This window comes from Paraburkholderia gardini (genome assembly GCF_907164575.1).
GTDB classification, from domain to species: Bacteria; Pseudomonadota; Gammaproteobacteria; order Burkholderiales; family Burkholderiaceae; genus Paraburkholderia; species Paraburkholderia gardini.
Window position 1 is genome coordinate 204567 of sequence record NZ_CAJQYY010000001.1, and the last position, 17809, is coordinate 222375.

The 17809-nt window shown below is 64.1% G+C and carries 15 protein-coding genes; 6 read left to right on the forward strand and 9 right to left on the reverse strand.

Features of this window, described 5'->3' with window-relative positions:
• Positions 1 to 361 precede the first annotated feature (361 nt).
• The 3 genes from hemC to LPA34_RS00925 are packed head-to-tail and all read left to right on the forward strand — an operon-like array spanning position 362 to position 4562.
• Complete coding sequence (gene hemC / locus LPA34_RS00915; protein ID WP_228973936.1) at positions 362 to 1342, forward strand: hydroxymethylbilane synthase; 981 nt, start codon at positions 362 to 364, stop codon at positions 1340 to 1342.
• The gene (gene hemDX, locus LPA34_RS00920) at positions 1342 to 3369 is read left to right on the forward strand and encodes a fused uroporphyrinogen-III synthase HemD/membrane protein HemX (RefSeq protein ID WP_228974177.1); all 2028 of its coding nucleotides are present in this window, start codon (positions 1342 to 1344) and stop codon (positions 3367 to 3369) included. Before hemC ends, hemDX begins: the two co-directional genes overlap by 1 nt.
• 2 nt (positions 3370 to 3371) lie before the next feature.
• A complete protein-coding gene (locus LPA34_RS00925) occupies positions 3372 to 4562 on the forward strand; it encodes a heme biosynthesis protein HemY (RefSeq protein WP_228973938.1) in 1191 nt (396 codons plus the stop codon).
• An 84-nt stretch (positions 4563 to 4646) separates the two neighbouring features.
• On the opposite strand, the gene LPA34_RS00930 is transcribed toward LPA34_RS00925, so the two are convergent.
• From LPA34_RS00930 to LPA34_RS00940, 3 genes are all read right to left on the reverse strand, one after another.
• Complete coding sequence (locus LPA34_RS00930; RefSeq protein WP_228973941.1) at positions 4647 to 5966, reverse strand: MFS transporter; 1320 nt, start codon at positions 5964 to 5966, stop codon at positions 4647 to 4649.
• Positions 5967 to 6230: 264 nt separating this feature from the next.
• Positions 6231 to 6989 (reverse strand): SDR family oxidoreductase, encoded by a 759-nt coding sequence (locus LPA34_RS00935; RefSeq protein WP_228973943.1) that lies wholly within the window; start codon positions 6987 to 6989, stop codon positions 6231 to 6233.
• 54 nt (positions 6990 to 7043) lie between these two features.
• The gene (locus LPA34_RS00940) at positions 7044 to 8483 is read right to left on the reverse strand and encodes an aldehyde dehydrogenase family protein (RefSeq protein WP_228973944.1); all 1440 of its coding nucleotides are present in this window, start codon (positions 8481 to 8483) and stop codon (positions 7044 to 7046) included.
• Between the two features lie 270 nt (positions 8484 to 8753).
• Between LPA34_RS00940 and ppa the strand changes: the two genes are divergently transcribed.
• Positions 8754 to 9281, forward strand: coding sequence for an inorganic diphosphatase (gene ppa, locus LPA34_RS00945; protein WP_228973946.1), 528 nt, complete (start codon positions 8754 to 8756; stop codon positions 9279 to 9281).
• A gap of 56 nt (positions 9282 to 9337) precedes the next feature.
• Here the strand turns inward: ppa and LPA34_RS00950 are convergent, their stop codons facing one another.
• Complete coding sequence (locus LPA34_RS00950; protein WP_228973948.1) at positions 9338 to 9664, reverse strand: GIY-YIG nuclease family protein; 327 nt, start codon at positions 9662 to 9664, stop codon at positions 9338 to 9340.
• Positions 9664 to 10833, reverse strand: a complete 1170-nt coding sequence (locus LPA34_RS00955; RefSeq protein ID WP_228973950.1) for a GNAT family N-acetyltransferase — start codon at positions 10831 to 10833, stop codon at positions 9664 to 9666. The genes LPA34_RS00950 and LPA34_RS00955 overlap by 1 nt, the downstream gene beginning before the upstream one ends.
• A gap of 162 nt (positions 10834 to 10995) precedes the next feature.
• Here LPA34_RS00955 and LPA34_RS00960 point away from each other — a divergent pair, with 162 nt between their 5' ends.
• Positions 10996 to 12684: an NAD+ synthase gene (locus LPA34_RS00960; protein ID WP_228973952.1), complete on the forward strand. Its 1689-nt coding sequence runs from the start codon at positions 10996 to 10998 to the stop codon at positions 12682 to 12684.
• A 111-nt stretch (positions 12685 to 12795) separates the two neighbouring features.
• On the forward strand, positions 12796 to 13134 hold the full coding sequence (glnK, locus tag LPA34_RS00965) for a P-II family nitrogen regulator (protein WP_074265470.1): 339 nt from the start codon (positions 12796 to 12798) through the stop codon (positions 13132 to 13134).
• Between the two features lie 179 nt (positions 13135 to 13313).
• Here glnK and LPA34_RS00970 read toward each other — a convergent pair whose 3' ends face one another.
• The 4 genes from LPA34_RS00970 to LPA34_RS00985 all read right to left on the reverse strand — a co-directional run bounded on the left by LPA34_RS00970 (position 13314) and on the right by LPA34_RS00985 (position 17236).
• Entirely contained in the window at positions 13314 to 14465 is a 1152-nt protein-coding gene (locus LPA34_RS00970) for a porin (protein WP_228973954.1), read from the reverse strand.
• A 567-nt stretch (positions 14466 to 15032) separates the two neighbouring features.
• Entirely contained in the window at positions 15033 to 15815 is a 783-nt protein-coding gene (locus tag LPA34_RS00975; RefSeq protein WP_228973955.1) for an ABC transporter ATP-binding protein, read from the reverse strand.
• Between the two features lie 21 nt (positions 15816 to 15836).
• Positions 15837 to 16550, reverse strand: coding sequence for an ABC transporter permease (locus LPA34_RS00980; RefSeq protein ID WP_228973956.1), 714 nt, complete (start codon positions 16548 to 16550; stop codon positions 15837 to 15839).
• On the reverse strand, positions 16547 to 17236 hold the full coding sequence (locus tag LPA34_RS00985; RefSeq protein ID WP_228973959.1) for an ABC transporter permease: 690 nt from the start codon (positions 17234 to 17236) through the stop codon (positions 16547 to 16549). The genes LPA34_RS00980 and LPA34_RS00985 overlap by 4 nt, the downstream gene beginning before the upstream one ends.
• Between the last annotated feature and the right edge of the window lie 573 nt (positions 17237 to 17809).

Below are 17809 nucleotides of genomic sequence, written 5' to 3' on the forward strand. Positions count from 1 at the left end.
GTTGATGATGAACAGCGGTTTCAAAACACATGCGCACGAACTGCGCAGGCGCCGCCGTGCACCGCTGAAGCGCGGACAAGCAACGACGCCGGACTGCAGGAACGGCATGCACGCGGACGAGGCACAGGAGGAAGGGAACCGGTCATTGCCGCACGGCGCGCCGCAATGCATCATCCCGCATGCTGCCGCACGGCGCGCGAACGACCGTACGGCAAACCGGGACAGATACGGCGGCGGCACCCGAAACGGGCCTGTCTCCTGTGTCGATGCCACGCCAGCACGGCCATCCGGCCGATAAGGAAGCACTGGCGTGCGTGCTAACATTGATTGTTATTGAACCCCGTCCTCCACTGACCTTGCAATGAATTCCGAGACCCATTCAGCGCTACCCCGCACGCTGGTGATCGCTTCGCGAGAAAGCCGCCTTGCCATGTGGCAGGCCGAACACGTGCGGTGTGCGCTGCACAAATTATATCCATCTTGTGACGTAAAAATCCTTGGAATGACAACACGTGGCGATCAGATTCTCGATCGCACGCTTTCGAAGGTCGGCGGCAAGGGTCTTTTCGTCAAGGAACTGGAGAGCGCGCTGGCCGACGGCCGCGCCGATCTGGCCGTGCATTCGCTGAAAGACGTGCCGATGGAACTGCCCGCGGGCTTCGCGCTGTCTACCATCATGGAGCGCGAGGATCCACGTGATGCATTCGTCTCGAACACGTTTGATTCGCTTGCGGCGCTACCCGCGGGCAGCGTGGTCGGCACCTCCAGCCTGCGGCGCGAGGCGATGCTGCGCGTGCGCTATCCGCAACTTGTCGTGCAGCCGTTGCGCGGCAACCTCGATACGCGTCTCGCCAGGCTCGACCGTGGCGACTACGCGGCCATCATTCTCGCTGCGGCGGGTTTGAAGCGGCTGGGTCTGGCTGACCGTATCCGCGCGCTGCTCGATCCGGACGACAGCCTGCCCGCAGCCGGACAGGGCGCGCTCGGCATCGAGATCCGCGAGGATCGCGCCGAGCTCGCCGCGTGGCTTGCGCCGCTTCATCATGAACATACCGCCGCCGCGGTGGAAGCCGAACGCATGGTGTCGCGCATGCTGGGCGGCAGCTGCGAGGTGCCGCTCGCCGCGTACGCGACATGGCATGACGGCGCGCTGCATCTGCGCGGCATGGTCGCCACACCCGACGGCCGGCGCGTGCTGACCGCGCAGGCGTCCTCGCCCGCGCCCACGGTCGGCGCCGCGATCGAACTGGGTCGGGAAGTGGCGGCGTCGCTCGAAAGCCAGGGCGCGCTCGATATTGTCCGCTCGCTGAGTCCCGCGAGCGGCGACGTGACCGGCGCGTGATGTCGACCGGCGCACACGTCGATCCGCCTCCTGCCGCCGGCGCGACAGTGCCGCCCGGGTTCACCGTCGTGATCACGCGGCCCGCCGGGCAGTCGGCGGCGTTGATGGCGCAACTGGCCGCCACCGGCGTCGCGACGCTCGAATTCCCGCTGATCGACATCGGCGAAGTCGAGGATGCCGCTCCGTTGCGTGCCGCGCTCACTTCGCTTGAACACTATGCGCTGGTGGTGTTTGTCTCGCCGAACGCCGTCGACCGCGCGTTCGCCCACCATGATGCAATCTGGCCGCATGCGCTGCCGGTGGGCGTCGTCGGGCCGGGCAGCGTGGCCGCGCTCGCGCGTCACGGTGTCGAAGCCCCTGCGTATCGTGTGATCAGCCCGAGTGTCGCCGCCGATGACGACACTGGCCGTTTCGATTCCGAGGCGCTCTTCGCGGCGCTCGAGGCGACGCCCGGCACGGGCGGCTTCGAGGGGCGCCGCGTGCTGATCGTGCGCGGCGACGGCGGGCGCGAATGGCTGGCCGACCGTCTGCGTGAAGCAGGCGCGCAGGTCGAGACCGTGGCGGCTTACCGGCGCATCGTGCCGGAGCCGTCTGTCAGCGCATGGTCGCGCGTGCATGCGCTGCTGTCGGGCGTGCCGCACACGTGGCTGCTCACGAGTTCCGAAGGCGTGCGCAACCTCGACGAACTGGCTCGCGAGCATCTGACCGCCGGCGAGATCGCGCAGTTGAAGCGCGCGATGCTCGTCACGCCTCATCCACGCATCGCGCAGACCGCACGGGGGGTGGGTTTTGATAGGATTACGGTGTCTGGCGCGGGCGACGAGCGTATTGCCCGTGCGTTGCTCGCCTCCGCAGCTTCCGTTGCTTCCGTTGTTAAACCGGTACCGTCCAACCCGGCTCACTCACGCATGACAGATTCGAACGATTCCAGAAACGCATCCATCCCGCCGGCTGCCACGCCTCCGTTGCCGCCGAACCCGCCTTTCACGCCCTACGAAGCGCAGCACAAGCCGCGCAGCACGAGCAACCCCCTGCTGTGGTTCGTGATCGTCGTGCTGATCTGCGCGGCAGGTGTCGGCGCGTTCGCGCTGAACCGCAAGGTCGACCGGATGGAGCAGCAGCTGGTGCAGCGTCAGCAGGCCAACGACGCGCAGACTGCCGCGCTCAATGTGAAGACCGAACAGGCACTCGCAACGGTTCACCAGTCCGACTCGCAGGTCTCGCAACTCGAAGGCAAGCTCGCCGACGCGCAGGCCGGTCAGCAGGCGTTGCAGCAGCAGTACGCGGATCTCGCGCGCAATCGCGACGACTGGACGCTTGCGGAAGTCGGCGAGATGCTGTCGGCGGCGAGCCAGCAACTGCAGCTCACCGGCAATACGCAGCTTGCGCTCTTCGCGCTGCAAAGCGCCGACACGCGCCTCGCCGCGTCGGACAGCGCGCAGGTCGTCGTCGTGCGCAAGGCGATCGCGCAGGACATCGACAAGCTGAAATCGGCGCCGTCCACCGACCTCACGGGCCTTGCGATCAAGCTCGACAACGCGATCGAACAGGTCGACACGCTGCCGCTTTCCGGCGAAGCGCCGATCGGCCACGCCACCGCGCATGCGGCCGTGCCCGCCGACTCGGCGAAGGTGTCGGCCGCGACCGGCGAGCCACGCTGGAAGGTGCTGTGGCATGAGTTCACCGCGGGCTTCGGCCAGCAGCTCGCGAGCCTCGTCCAGGTCCGCCGCATCGACAATGCCGACGCGATGCTCGTGTCGCCCGACCAGGGCTATTTCGTGCGCGAGAACCTGAAGTTGCGCCTGCTGTCGGCGCGGCTCGCTCTCCTCTCGCGCAACCAGACGACGCTCAAGTCCGACCTGCATGCCGCCGATGCCGCACTCGACCGCTACTTCGACAGTTCCTCGAAGCGCGTGCAAACGGTGCGCGGCCTGGTCAAGGACGTGGACACCGGTTCGGCAGCGGTCGAACTGCCGAACCTGAACACGAGCCTGCAGGCTGTCCATCAATACCGGAGCCGGGGTTAATCATGGCTATCCGCGGACTCCTCTGGCTGGCCTTCCTGTTCGTGATCGCGGTCGTGCTGGCGACGGCCGGCCGGTTCGACACCGGGCAGGTGCTGATCGTCTACCCACCGTATCGCGTCGACATTTCGCTGAACCTGTTCGTCGTCGGTCTGGTGATCACGTTCATCGTGCTGTACACGCTGATGCGCGCGATCCGCAACCTCTGGCGCATGCCGCAACGTGTCGCGGCCTACCGTGCGCGTTCGCGCGTCGCGAAGGCGCAGGCGGCGCTGCGTGACGCGATCGGCAACTTCTATGCAGGCCGTTTCTCGCGCGCGGAAAAAGCGGCACGCGACGCGCTGGCGAACCCGGACAACAAGGGCGCCGCGGGGCTGATCGCCGCAAATGCGGCGCATCGCATGCACGAATACGCGCGTCGCGACGAGTGGCTCGCGCAGATCGACGAAACCGACTGGCAGGACGCACGTCTCATGGCAACCGCCGACATGCGCGCGGATGGCCGCGATGCGGACGGCGCGCTGGAAGCGTTGAAACAGATGCAGACGCAGGGCGGCCGGCGTATTCATGCGCAGCAGATCACGCTGCGCGCGCAGCAACAGTTGAAGAACTGGAGCGAGGTGCTGAAGCTCGTCAAGACGCTGGAAAAGCGCGAGGCCATCCATCCGGCCGTCGCGGTGCGCCTGCGTCAACTGGCGGCGGAGAACCTGCTGCGCGACCGTCGTCACAACGCGGACGCACTGCTCGAACTATGGCATTCGCTCACGCCGACCGAGCGGCATTCGCCGCGTCTCGCCGATCTGGCTGCCGAGTTGCTGACCGGCCTGAACCGTCCCGGCGACGCACGCAGGATCGTGGAAGAAGCGCTTGCGCAGAACTGGGACGCGCGTTTGCTGCGCCGTTATCCGGAAACCGCGGGCGGCGACGCGCTGCCGCTGATCCAGAAGGCGGAAGCCTGGAAGAACGATCGCCCCGACGACGCCGATCTGCTGTTCGCGCTCGGACGTCTGTGCCTGCATCAGAAGCTGTGGGGCAAGGCGCAGTCGTTTCTCGAACAGGCGTTGAAGCTCGCCGACAACGAGCCGCTCAAGATCCGCTCCCATCGCGCGCTCGCGCGACTGCACGAGCAGCTTGGCGACGCAGGCAAGGCAAGCGAACACTATCGGGAAAGCGCGCTGGCGATGAACGTGGTTTGACGCCGCAAAGCGAGATCGATGGAAAAAGCCTCCGTGAGCGTTGCTCACGGAGGCTTTTTTACGATGGGCCGAAACGAAAGTGCGCTAACGGTTCACGAGGCGCGCCGGGACGCTGATCGCGAGCAGGCCGCCGACGATCATGCAGCCGGCCAGCATGTACATGCCCGAATCGTTGGCGGCGGTGGCCTGTTTGAGCCAGCCCACGGCGTACGGACTCAGAAAGCCGGCGAGGTTGCCGAGCGAATTGATCATCGCGATGCCGGCCGCCGCGCCCGTGCCGGCGAGAAACGCGGTCGGCAGGCTCCAGAAGAGCGGCAGGGTCGTCATGATGCCCATCGTCGCGATTGTGAGGCCAGTCATCGCGAGCAGCGTGTTGTGCGCCCATACCACCGACAGCACCAGCCCCAGCGCGCCCACGAACGCCGGCACCGCGATGTGCCAGCGACGCTCGCGCATGCGGTCGGCGCTCTTCGCGACGAGCACCATCGCGACGACGGCGGCGGCGAACGGAATCGCCGAAAGCAGGCCGATCGTGAAGGCGTCGGTGACGCCGGTTGCCTTGATGATCGTCGGCAGCCAGAAGCTCACGCCGTAGAGGCCCATCACGAACGAAAAATAGATCAGGCTCATGAGCCAGACGCGCGGGCTCGACATCACCTTGCGGACCGGCATGTCGTGTTTGACCGCTTCCTCGGCGGCGACGTTGCGTTCGAGCAGTTGCTGTTCTTCCGGCGTCAGCCATTTCGCCTTGCTGATGCGGTCGTCGAGTTTCAGGAACACCCAGACGCCGACGATCACCGAGGGAATGCCTTCGAGCAGAAACAGCCACTGCCAGCCTTGCCAGCCGTTCATGCCGTTGAAGTTCTTCAGGATATAGCCTGATACCGGGCCGCCGATCACGCCGGAGAGCGCGATGGCCGTCATGAACCACGTCGTCATGCGACCGCGCCGGTGTGCCGGATACCAGTATGTGAGATACAGGATGATGCCTGGGAAGAAGCCCGCTTCAGCGAGACCGAGCAGGAAACGCATCACGTAGAACATGGTGGGCGTGGTGACGAACATGGTCAGCATCGAGACGATGCCCCATGACGCCATGATCCGCGCGATCCACACGCGCGCGCCGACCTTGTGCAGGATGATGTTGCTCGGGACCTCGAAGATAAAGTAGCCGACGAAGAAAATACCCGCGCCGAAGCCGTAGACCGCGTCGCTCAGGTTGAGGTCGGTGGTCATCTGCAGCTTCGCGAAGCCCACGTTGACACGATCGAGATAGGCCACGACGTAGCACAGCATCAGGAGCGGCGTGAGCCGCCAGGCCACCTTGCGGTACGTCGCCTCCTCGAAGGTGGAAGGCGGGGCGCCGGCGCCGGGGGCGCGCAGCGGATTCGCGGGACTGGCCATGGTTTTTTTCCTCGTTCGTTCTACGTAGAAAGAAGTGCCGGGTTTCGCGCATTCTATACGGGGTTCAGGCGAAATCCGTGCCGCCCGGGTCGGGGAAAACACTGAGAGTTCGCGGCGCGAACGGTGCTGCATATCGGCGTTCCGGGCTTGCTTTGCAAGTCGCGGCGATACGCCCCAGGGCAACACGGGTGACGTCAGGTCGCCGCGGCGTTACCTCGATCCACGGGGGTCGCCCCAAGCCACCGCAATGCGCTCCGGCGCGTGCTAGACGCAGCGCCCGCCGTCCACTTCGAGACACACGCCGGTGATGAACTCCGCTTCGTCCGAGGCGAGGTACAGGCATGCATTGGCAATGTCCTGCGGCGTCGAGAAGCGGCCGAGCGGGATGCCAGCCAGGAAGCGCTTGCGGTTCTCCGGCGTATCCTCGACGCCCATGAATTCGGAGAGCAGGGCGGTTTCGCCGATCACCGGATTCACGCAGTTCACGCGGATGCGGTCCGGCCCGAGTTCGGCCGCGAGTGACTTGCTCGCGATGATCACGGCGCCCTTGCTGCCGTTGTACCAGACGAGCCCGGGCCGCGGTCGCACGCCCGCCGTCGATGCGATGTTGATGAACACGCCGCCGCCCTGTTCGCGGAAGTACGGCACGAACTGCTGCACGCTCCAGTAGAGGCTTTTGACGTTGACCGCGTAGACGCGATCGAACTCGGCCTCCGTGACGTCGAGCACCGGCTTGTTGCGATGGGTCGTGCCTGCGTTGTTGACCACGATCTGCACGCTGCCGAAGTCTTCGAGCGCGGCTTCGCGCAACCTGCTCCAGTCTTCGCCGCGCGTGACGTCGCCTGTGACCGCGATCGCCTTGCCGCCCGCCAGCGCGATCTCGCTCGCGACACGTTCGGCAGCCGGGCCGTTCAGATCGTTGACGACGACGTTGGCGCCTTCGCGCGCGTACGTTTTCGCGATGCCTTCACCAAAACCCGAGCCGCCACCTGTGACGATGGCTGTCTTGCCTGTCAACCGCATGATGTCTCCTTGTTTTTTCGTGGACGCCGGAACGCAATATCCCTGAACCCAAAACTAGCCGTGCCGGATAGCCACGGTCTTCAGCACGGTGAATCCGTAGAGTGCTTCGAAGCCTTTCTCGCGGCCATGACCGGAATGCCCCACACCGCCGAACGGCAGTTCGACGCCGCCGCCCGCGCCGTAGTTGTTGATGAACACCTGCCCCGCGCGCACGCGCCGCGCGAGACGCAGCTGGCGCGCGCCGTCGCGCGTCCAGATGCCCGCGACAAGCCCGTAAGGCGTGCCGTTAGCGAGCGCCACCGCTTCGTCTTCGTCGCTGAACGGCATGGCTGCGAGCACCGGACCGAACACCTCTTCGCGCGCGAGCCGGTGCGTGGGCGGCACGTCGCGCAGCAGCGTGGGCGCCTGGTAGAAGCCGGTTTCGGGCGCCTCGGCGACGACTTCGCCGTGCGCCGCCATGGCGATGCCGTCGTGTTGCGCATCGGAGAGGAAGTCCCATACGCGTTGCTGCTGCTTCGCGCTGATCAGCGGGCCGCAATCGAGGTCCGCGGCGGAAGGCCCGACGCGCAGCGCATGAAACGCCGCGCCGAGCCGGTCGAGCAGCGGCTCGTAGATCTCGCGCGCGATCAGCACGCGGCTGCCGGCCGAACACGTCTGGCCCGCGTTCTGGACGATCGCCGACACCAGTACCGGTAGCGCGGCTTCGAGGTCGGCATCGGCGAACACGATCTGCGGCGACTTGCCGCCGAGTTCCAGCGTGACGGGCACGTGGTTGTCGGCGGTCATCTGCGCGACGAGCCTGCCTGTGTCCGGTGAACCCGTGAACGAGATGTGATCGATGCCAGGATGACGCGCGAGCGCCGCGCCGGCTTCGTGTCCGTAACCCGTGACGACGTTCAGCGCGCCCGCCGGCAGACCCGCCTCGGCAGCAAGTTCGGCGACGCGCAGCACTGTCAGGCACGCGTCCTCGGCGGGTTTGACGACGCATGCGTTGCCCGCGGCCAGCGCCGCACCCGCGCTGCGGCCGAAAATCTGCATCGGATAGTTCCACGGCACGATATGGCCGGTGACGCCGTGCGGTTCGCGGATCGTGAAGACGGTGTAGCCGGACTGATAGGGCAGCGTTTCGCCGTGCAGTTTGTCGGCGGCACCGGCGTAGAACTCGAAGTAGCGCGCGAGCGCGGACGCATCGGCACGGGCCTGCCGGAGCGGCTTGCCGGTATCGCGCGCCTCGAGCCTCGCCAGTTCCTCGTGACACGCGGTGACGAGCATCGACAGCCGGTACAGCACGCGGCCACGCTCGGCCGCGCTTGCCGCACCCCATGCGCCTTCATACGCGCGCCGGGCGGCCCCTACCGCGCGGTCGATATCGGCCGCCGTGCCGCGCGCGAGGCGCGTGAACGGCTGGCCGTCCGATGGGTCGATGACGTCGATCGTGCCGCCACCCGTGGAACTGCTCCATTCGCCGCCGATGAAGTGTTTCGCTTCTTCCATGCATGCTCCTGGCTGAAAACCGGAAACGCCCGCGCTCGCGGACCTGAACGGATCGTGCCCGAGGTTGCGCGCCGCATGGTGAAGATAATCCGCGGCAGCCGCGCAATCCGCGGGGCACGGAACGATTATCGCGCCGATCCCGCGCCGGCCGCCATCGGCCGATTGGCTATAATGGCGCATTCCGCACTGTCCGGCCACGCGGCCGCGAGCGCTTCCAAAGGGCGCCGCGCCCAGGCCGTGCTCCGATTTCATCCTGACCAGAGAACGCCCATGAGCTTCAATCACGTCCCCGCAGGCAAAGATCTCCCGCAAGATTTCAACGTCATCATCGAAATCCCGGCGCAAAGCGATCCGGTGAAGTACGAAGCCGACAAGGATCTGGGCCTGCTCGTCGTCGACCGTTTCATCGGCACGGGCATGCGCTATCCGGCCAACTACGGCTTTATTCCGCAGACGCTGTCGGGCGACGGCGACCCGGTCGACGTGCTCGTGATCACGCCGTTCCCGCTGCTCGCGGGTTCCGTGGTGCGTGCGCGCGCGCTCGGCATGCTGCAGATGACGGACGAATCGGGCGTCGATGCGAAACTGATCGCCGTGCCGCACGACAAGATCTGCCCGATGACGGCGGACCTGAAGTCGGTCGACGATGTCCCGGCGTACCTGAAAGACCAGATCAAGCACTTCTTCGAGCAATACAAGGCGCTGGAGAAGGGCAAGTGGGTGAAGGTGGACGGCTGGGCGGGCATCGAGGCCGCACACAAGGAAATCACCGAAGGCGTTGCGAACCACAAGAAGTAAGCAGTCGCCGCCAGATGGAAAAAACCGCGCGGGCCTTTCGGGGCCGCGCGGTTTTTTTATGCCGTGCGTGCGGATACATCGGCCTCGGGTTCAATCTCAGCCTCAACTTCCACCACGGGCAACACCGAATCGAGCGTGCGCACGCCGGCCGCCAGCGCGCGTTTTTCGGTGGCGGTGAGCCGTTTGACCCAGTACTCGGCGCGCGATGCGCTCGAGCGGTCGGCGAGCTCGAACGAAGCGAGCAGCTGTCGCGGCTTGCGCGAACGCGTGTAGCGCGCCCCCGTCCCGCTGACGTGTTTGTCGAAGCGCGCCTGCACGTCGACCGCAATTCCGGTGTAGACGCTGCCGTCTTCGCATTCGATGAGGTAGAGAAACCAGGGCATCACGTCCTGAACGGATTGTGTTCGCGCAGTTCGTCGACATACGCGTGGATGTTGTTCGTTTCGCCTTCAAGGAAGCGTTCGACGGCATCCGAGAACGCCGGATGCGCGAGCCAGTGTGCGGAACGCGTGACGGTCGGCAGAAAACCGCGCGCCATCTTGTGTTCGCCCTGTGCGCCGCCTTCGAACGCGCCGAGCTTTTCCTCGATGCAGAATTCGAGCGGCTGGTAGTACGCCGTTTCGAAATGCAGGCACGGCACGTGTTCGAGCGCGCCCCAGTAGCGTCCGTACAGCGTGCCGCCGGTTTTGTCGTCGCGCTGGTAGACGACGAGCGAACCCGCGACCGGCTTGCCCTCGAATTCCGCGATCACGAGCAGCAGGTTCTCCGGCATCGTCTCGCCGATCATCCGGAAGAAGTCGAGGTTCAGATACGGCGTCGAAAAATGCTCGCGATACGTCTGCCGGTAGCATTTGTTGAAGAAACGCCAGTCGGCGTCGGTGGCGTCCTCGCCGCGCACGCGCCGGAACGTGATGCCCGCGTCGTGTACCTTGCGCCGCTCGGCGCGGATGTTCTTGCGCTTCTTCTGTTCGAGCGTCGACAGGAAATCGTCGAACGTCCGATAGCCGTCGTTCAGCCAGTGAAACTGCACCCCTTCACGTTGCATCATGCCGAGATCGGTCAGCGCACGGGCTTCGGTTTCGGTCGGGAAGAGCACATGCAGCGACGATACGTCGGCCTGTTCGGCAAACGCCACGACGGTCGCCGCCAGCTGACGCAGCGCGGGCTCGCCGCTGGCGAGCAGCCGGTTGCCCTGCACGGGCGTGAACGGCACCGCGCACAGGAGCTTCGGGTAGTAGGGCACGCCGTTGCGCTTGTAGGCGTCGGCCCATGCCCAGTCGAATACATATTCGCCGTAGGAGTGACCTTTCAGGTACACCGGTGCGGCCGCTTCCAGACGCCCGGTGCGTTCGTCCGTCAGCGTGACGAACTGGGTTGCCCAGCCGGTGTCGGGCACCGCGCAGCGCGTCGTGTGCAGCGCGCTCAGGAATTCGTGGCGCAGAAACGGCGTCGGTTGCGACTGCCGTGCGAGGAGCGCGTTCCATTCGACGGCGTCCACCTCGAGCGGCGACGCCAGAATGCCCGTGCGATAATCGAAGCGTTCCTGATTCAATCTGTGTAACCGTTCCACTCTGTTCGACGTCGGGATGCACGAGGTGCGCCGCGTCGTCCGTGATTGCGCCGGGTTTGATGCCGGCCTTCGTTTTGTCCGTTGCTTCGAACCCCTGTTGCTGCCGTCGTCGCGAGGCTCAAGGCCCGCCTTTCACGCTCTGTCATGAAGACCCGAATCGCTCTAGCCCAACTCAATGTCACCGTCGGCGACTTCGCCGGCAACGTCGCCAAAATCGTCGACGCGGCGCGCACAGCGCACAACGATGGTGCGAAGCTGCTGGTCGCGCCGGAACTCGCACTCTCCGGTTACCCGCCTGAAGACCTGTTGCTGCGTCCGGCGTTCTATACCGCGAGCGCCGCTGCGCTCGCGGATCTGGCCGCGCAGCTGAAGCCTTTCACGGGCCTTCACGTGGTGGTCGGCCATCCGTATCGCGACACGGCGAACGGCCATGGTAATGCAAACGCGCCGATTGAGCGCGGCGTGCCGCCGGTCGATACGTTCAACGCGGCATCGCTCATTGTCGATGGCGAGATCGTCGGCACGTATCGCAAGCAGGATCTGCCGAACACGGAAGTCTTCGACGAGAAGCGCTATTTCGCCACCGATCCGCAGCCGTTCGTGTTCGAGCTCGACGGCGTGAAATACGGCGTCGTGATCTGCGAGGATGTCTGGCATGCGTCGGCCGCGCAGATCGCGAAGGCCGCGGGCGCGCAGGTGCTGCTGATTCCAAACGGCTCGCCGTATCACCTCAACAAGGAAGCGGTGCGCGTCGACATCCTGCGTGCGCGCATCCGCGAGACCGGCCTGCCGATGGTCTACGTGAATATGGTCGGCGCGCAGGACGAACTGGTGTTCGACGGCGGCTCGTTTGTTCTCGATGGCAAGGGCGAGCTGGTCGCGAAGTTCGCGCAGTTCGAGGAGACGTGCCCGATCGTCGAATTCGACGGCGCGGTGCCGCTGCCGTCCACAATCGCGCCGGAGCTTTCCGTCGAAGCGCAGGTGTACGCGGCGCTCGTGATGGGCGTGCGCGACTACATCGACAAGAACGGCTTTCCTGGCGCGCTTATCGGGCTGTCGGGCGGCGTCGACTCGGCGCTGGTGCTCGCGGTCGCTTGCGACGCGCTCGGCGCCGAGCGCGTGCGCGCGGTGATGATGCCGTCGCGCTACACGGCCGACATCTCCACGACCGACGCCGCCGAGATGGCCCGGCGCGTCGGCGTACGCTACGACGAGATCGCGATCGCGCCGATGTTCGACGCGTTTCGCACGTCGCTCTCCGATGAATTCGCCGGCCGCGCCGAAGACGCCACCGAGGAAAACATCCAGGCCCGCATTCGCGGCACGTTGCTGATGGCGCTCTCGAACAAGTTCGGCTCGATCGTGCTGACGACGGGCAACAAGAGCGAGATGGCGGTGGGCTACTGCACGCTCTATGGCGACATGGCCGGCGGCTTCGCGGTCATCAAGGACATCGCCAAGACGCTCGTCTATCGCTTGTGCCACTACCGCAATGCCGCGACGACGTTCGCGCGGCAGGACATCATCCCGGAGCGGATTCTCACGCGCGCGCCTTCGGCCGAACTGCGCGAGAACCAGACCGACCAGGACAGCCTGCCGGAATACGACGTGCTCGACGCGATCATGGGCATGTACATGGAAGAGGACCGCTCGCTCGCGGAAATCGTCGCGGCGGGCTACGCGGTGGACGACGTCAGGCGCGTCACGCGCCTCATCAAGATCAACGAATACAAGCGGCGTCAGGCGCCGATCGGCATTCGCGTCACGCATCGTGCGTTCGGTCGCGACTGGCGCTATCCGGTCACGTCGCGCTATACGGAACCGGTGGAATGAGATCGCGCGCGCGGCGCCGGACTACTCGCAACCGGTCTGGCGCGGCGTAGAATCAAAAGCATTCATTCCATTTTCAGTTTTTTCAATCTTTCGATCTGGACGAGGCACGCCATGAAACGCATCACCGCAGTCATCAAACCGTTCAAGCTCGACGAAGTGCGCGAAGCGCTGGCCGAAGTCGGGCTGACCGGGCTGACCGTCACGGAAGTCAAAGGCTTCGGCCGTCAGAAGGGCCACACCGAGCTGTATCGCGGCGCGGAATACGTGGTCGATTTCCTGCCGAAGGTGAAGATCGAAGTGGTGGTGGCGAATGATCAGTGCGATCAGGTGATCGACGCGATCATCGGCGCGGCACGCACGGGCAAGATCGGCGACGGCAAGATCTTCGTGGCGGAAGTCGAGCGCGTGATCCGGATTCGCACCGGCGAGGAAAACGAAGCAGCGGTTTGAGGTGGATCCAGAAGACTGACGGCTGGAAGAGAGCACTGGCGTTGCACCACGCCGGTGCTTTTTTTATACGCGCGCCAGAAATAAAAAACGGTGCGATACCCTTTCAGGTACCGCACCGATACGCGCCTCTCGCAGCAGCGTGAAAACTTCTCTTTAACTGTTCTGATTACACCGTTCGATTAGAACGAGTGTTGAATACCTGCATACACGCCCGACTGGCTGTGACCCGGCAGCGGATTGTCCGTGCTGGTAGCCGTACCGGCGTTGTTCGCATTCAGGCCGTAGTTAGCACCCTTGCTGTTTTGCGTCGTTGCGATCTGGATGTCCAGCAGCGTGCGCTTCGACAGGTTGTACGAGCCGCCGATCGTGTAGATCGTCGCGTTGCCTGCGCCGTTGTTGCCGTTCACGTGGTAGACCGCTGCGATCAGCGCAGCTGCCGGCGTTGCTTGCCACGTCACACCGCCCCATTCGTGATCGAGCGTCGTCGGTTGACCCGGCAGAACACCTTCAGCACCCGACGAGCGGATAGCCTGGTATGCAGCCTGGACCTTGAACTGGCCGAGGAACACGTTCAAGAGAGCCGAGTATTCGCGCGATGCTGCGAACACGCCGTTGCCCGTGTTGAGGGTATTGACGCCAGTCAGGTTCGGGCCGTACAGCGAGCCGTTTGCCGGGTTGCGGATTTCATCGTACAAACCGCGAATCTGGAACAGTGCGTTCGTGTACGTGATCTGTGCGCCACCTTCGCGACCTTGCGGGGTGGTGCCGTTACCGTTCCAGCTCGTTGCGTTCGACAGCGCGTATTGACCATAGAAGTCAAAGCCCGCGACCTTCGGCGACTGGTACGAAATGTTGTTGCTCGATTGCGGCCAGTTGCGGCCACGCACCAGCGACGCCGACGACCAGTTCGACTGACCGAACGGGTCAAAGTCCCACACGCCGTTCGAGATGAAGAGTTCGCGACCCAGCAGCAGCGTACCGAACTGGTTGTTCGACATACCGACCGTTGCCCAGCGATTGAAGAGACCGCCGCCGCCAGGGCCCGTGCCGTTCATCGTGTTGAAGGAGCCTTCCAGCTGGAAGAGAACCTTGTTGCCGCCACCGATGTCCTCAACACCCTTCATGCCCCACAGGCTGGTACCCCAGTCGCCGCTTTCCGCGCGGAAACGGTTGGTGCTGCCAGTTGCCTGACCATTTGCACCGGTGCCTTGCGGCACGCCGCTCATGTACTCAAGACCGGCATCCAGACGCCCATACAGCGTGACGCTGCTCTGTGCCTGTGCTGCCATGCCGAACGTCAGCAGCGATGCCGCGAGCAAAACTTTCTTCATCTTCTCCTCCATACCCTGTCAAAAAGTAAACCCAGTACTGCGAATGGTGTCCGGACGCCAGAGGCGCCGAACAGAAATCCGTACCAGAGAGTTGTGCGGCCGAGGTCGTATGTTGATGACGCTGCGGCCTTGGTATGGCCATCTTTGCGTCATGCCCGATCCCTCGTCGACCGGTATCTCCTGTGCGTCTTATGAAGTGAAACTACTTTTATCGAACTTTGTTTTGCTACTTTGGTTACTAATTTAGCAAAAATACCCCTACGTGGCGAAGAAAATCGACGTCTCCCAAAGAGGTGTCGCCAAATTGCAATACGTCTGTGCCCACCACTTCGGCAACAATGCTCTAAAACACGCTCAAACCCTTGTGCGACAAGGGAATCACGGTTCATAACGCATGAAGTCAAGGATTGCCACTATTGACGTCTGAAATCGTCAGGAGTAGGGCAAAAGCGGGCTGTTTTTGCACACATTCTGGGAAAAGCCGCGCATTCAACGTGCAGGTAACCGAAATAAAACAAGGCGCTGAAAGCGCCTTGTAAAACTACATAAACTACAGATCCGTCGTGCTTACTTGAGACTGCCCGAGAGGAACTGCTTGAGGCGTTCGCTCTTCGTATTCTTGAAGACTTCGTCCGGGTGGCCTTCTTCCTCCACACGCCCCTGATGCAGGAACATCACGTGGTTCGACACGTTGCGCGCGAACGCCATCTCGTGGGTGACGACGATCATCGTGCGGCCTTCTTCCGCGAGCGTCTGCATCACCTTCAGCACTTCGCCGACGAGTTCCGGGTCGAGCGCCGAGGTCGGTTCGTCGAACAGCATCACATCGGGATGCATCGCCAGCGCACGGGCGATCGCCACACGCTGCTGCTGGCCGCCCGACAGATGCGACGGATACTGTTTCTCGACACGCGGCGCGAGCCCGACCTTCTCGAGGTACTGACGCGCCCGCTCCTCGGCTTCCCGGCGCGGCAGGCCGAGCACATTCACGGGCGCCTCGGTGACGTTCTCGAGCACCGACATGTGCGACCACAGGTTGAAGTGCTGGAACACCATCGAAAGCCGGGTACGCACGCGCTGCAACTGCTTTGGATCGGCGACGCGCAATGCCCCGCTGCGGATGTCCTTCACGGTACGCACTTCCTCGCCGTCGACGAAGATGCGGCCCGCGTTCGGCTGTTCGAGGAAGTTGATGCAGCGAAGCATCGTGCTCTTGCCCGAACCGGACGAGCCGATCACGCTGATCACATCGCCTGCGTTCGCCTGCAGCGAGACGCCCTTCAGGACTTCGTTGTCGCCGTACTGCTTGTGGAGCTCATCGACGAAGAGCTTCTGTTTGCTGGTTTTCATCTGTGTCTTCCGTCGTCGGGCTTACTTGCCCTGCGGCCGCAGATAGGCGAGCCAGCGGTGCTCGGCGCGGCGGAACAGCCACACGAGCGTGAAGGAAATGGCGAGGTAGAGCAGGGCGGCAATGCCGAACGCGCCGAACGACTGGTACGTGGCCGAGTTGACGTCCCGCGCGATCTTGAGGATGTCCGGCACGGTCGCGGTGAACGCGACGGTCGTCGCGTGCAGCATCAGGATCACTTCGTTGCTGTAGTACGGCAGCGCGCGACGCAGCGCCGAAGGCAGGATCACGCGGCGATACAGGGTGAACGGCGACATGCCGTACGCCCGGGCCGCCTCGATTTCGCCGTATGGCGTGGCCTTGATCGCGCCCGCGAAGATTTCGGTGGTGTACGCGCAGGTGTTCAGCGTGAACGCGAGCAGCGTGCAGTTCATGCCGTTGCGGAAGAACGCGTCGGTGAGTTCGTGCGAATGGATGAATTCGAGGCTGTAGAGGCCCGTGTAGCAGAGCAGCAGCTGCACGTACAGCGGCGTGCCGCGAAACACGTATGTATACAGCCACACCAGGCGCGACAGCCACTTCTTCTTCGACACGCGCGCGACCGCGAGCGGGATCGACAGGCAGAAGCCGAGGCCGATCGACACGACCAGCAGCCACATCGTGATCGCGAGACCGGTGAAACGATAGCCGTCGGTGAAGAGGTAGTTGCGCCAGTATTCCTGGATCAGCCCGATCATAGGTCCGCCTTTCGCACACCGGTCGAGTAACGTTTTTCGAGGTACATCAGCACAAAGTTCGAGACGGTGGTGATGACGAGATAGATGGCGCCCGCCAGCAGGGTGAAGAAAAAGAATCGCAGCGTGCCTTTGCCGGCATCCTGCGAAGCCTTGACGACGTCGGCGAGACCGATGATCGACACCAGCGCCGTGGCCTTGACCATCACCTGCCAGTTATTGCCGATGCCGGGTAGCGCGAAGCGCATCATCTGCGGGAACATGATCCGCGAGAACACCTGCCAGGCGCTCATGCCGTAGGCCGAGCCCGCTTCGAGCTGGCCGCGCGGCACGGAGAGGAACGCGCCGCGGAAGGTCTCGGTGAAGTACGCGCCGTAGATGAAGCCCAGCACGATCACGCCGGCTACGAACGGATCGATGTCGATCTGGTCCCAGCCGATCAGGTCGGTGAGGTTGTTCAGCCAGATCTGGATGCTGTAGAAGAGCAGCAGCATCAGCACGAGATCGGGCACGCCGCGTATGAGCGTCGTATACAGCGTGCCGATGCCGTGCGACACACGGTTCTTCGACAGTTTCGCCCCCGCGCCGATCAGGCCGAGGAGAAAGGCGAATACCAGCGACAACACCGCCAGTTTGACGGTCTGCCAGGTGCCGGCAAGGATGATGGGGCCGTAGCCTGAAAGAAACATATAAGTCCTTGACGACGCGTCTCGACGCCGCGAAAGACGCGGTTCCGCGCGCGCCGTGCATCCCGTTGCCGGTGGATCCGTCGATCCGGCGAGACGCCCAACGCACAGCGGGCCGCTGTGCGATTCGTGACTGCCTCGCCGTGCCCCGGATCCGGGGCCGCGAGACACGTCAGGCGTTCCCCCTTGTGCGGGTTACCTGCCATGTCTTCGCCGGCGAAGCAGCGCTTTTTCCGACTGTATAACCAGAACCCCGTCCGGCCCATTGGTACCGGCCCGGTCTCCCGTGGCCGCTTTCCGCTGGTTTCCCGACCGCCGCCGTTGACCGTTATCGGGCCAGCGGCCAGCGGTCACCGTGTCTGGTTCGCCGTCGCTATTCTAGGCGGACAAAATTGCCGCGCAGGCCCGTCGCAGGTCCCTACGGGTCGCCCGTTCGAGTGATGGGAGACATGGCGGAAGGCGCGAGGGCGTGCGGCACAAGTCCGTCCGACCGAAAAGCGCGGTATTTTACCCGAACAGCCGGCGCGCGCCACCCGGGCTTCGCCCCTGGTCGGGCATGCCCGCGTCGTGCGGCCC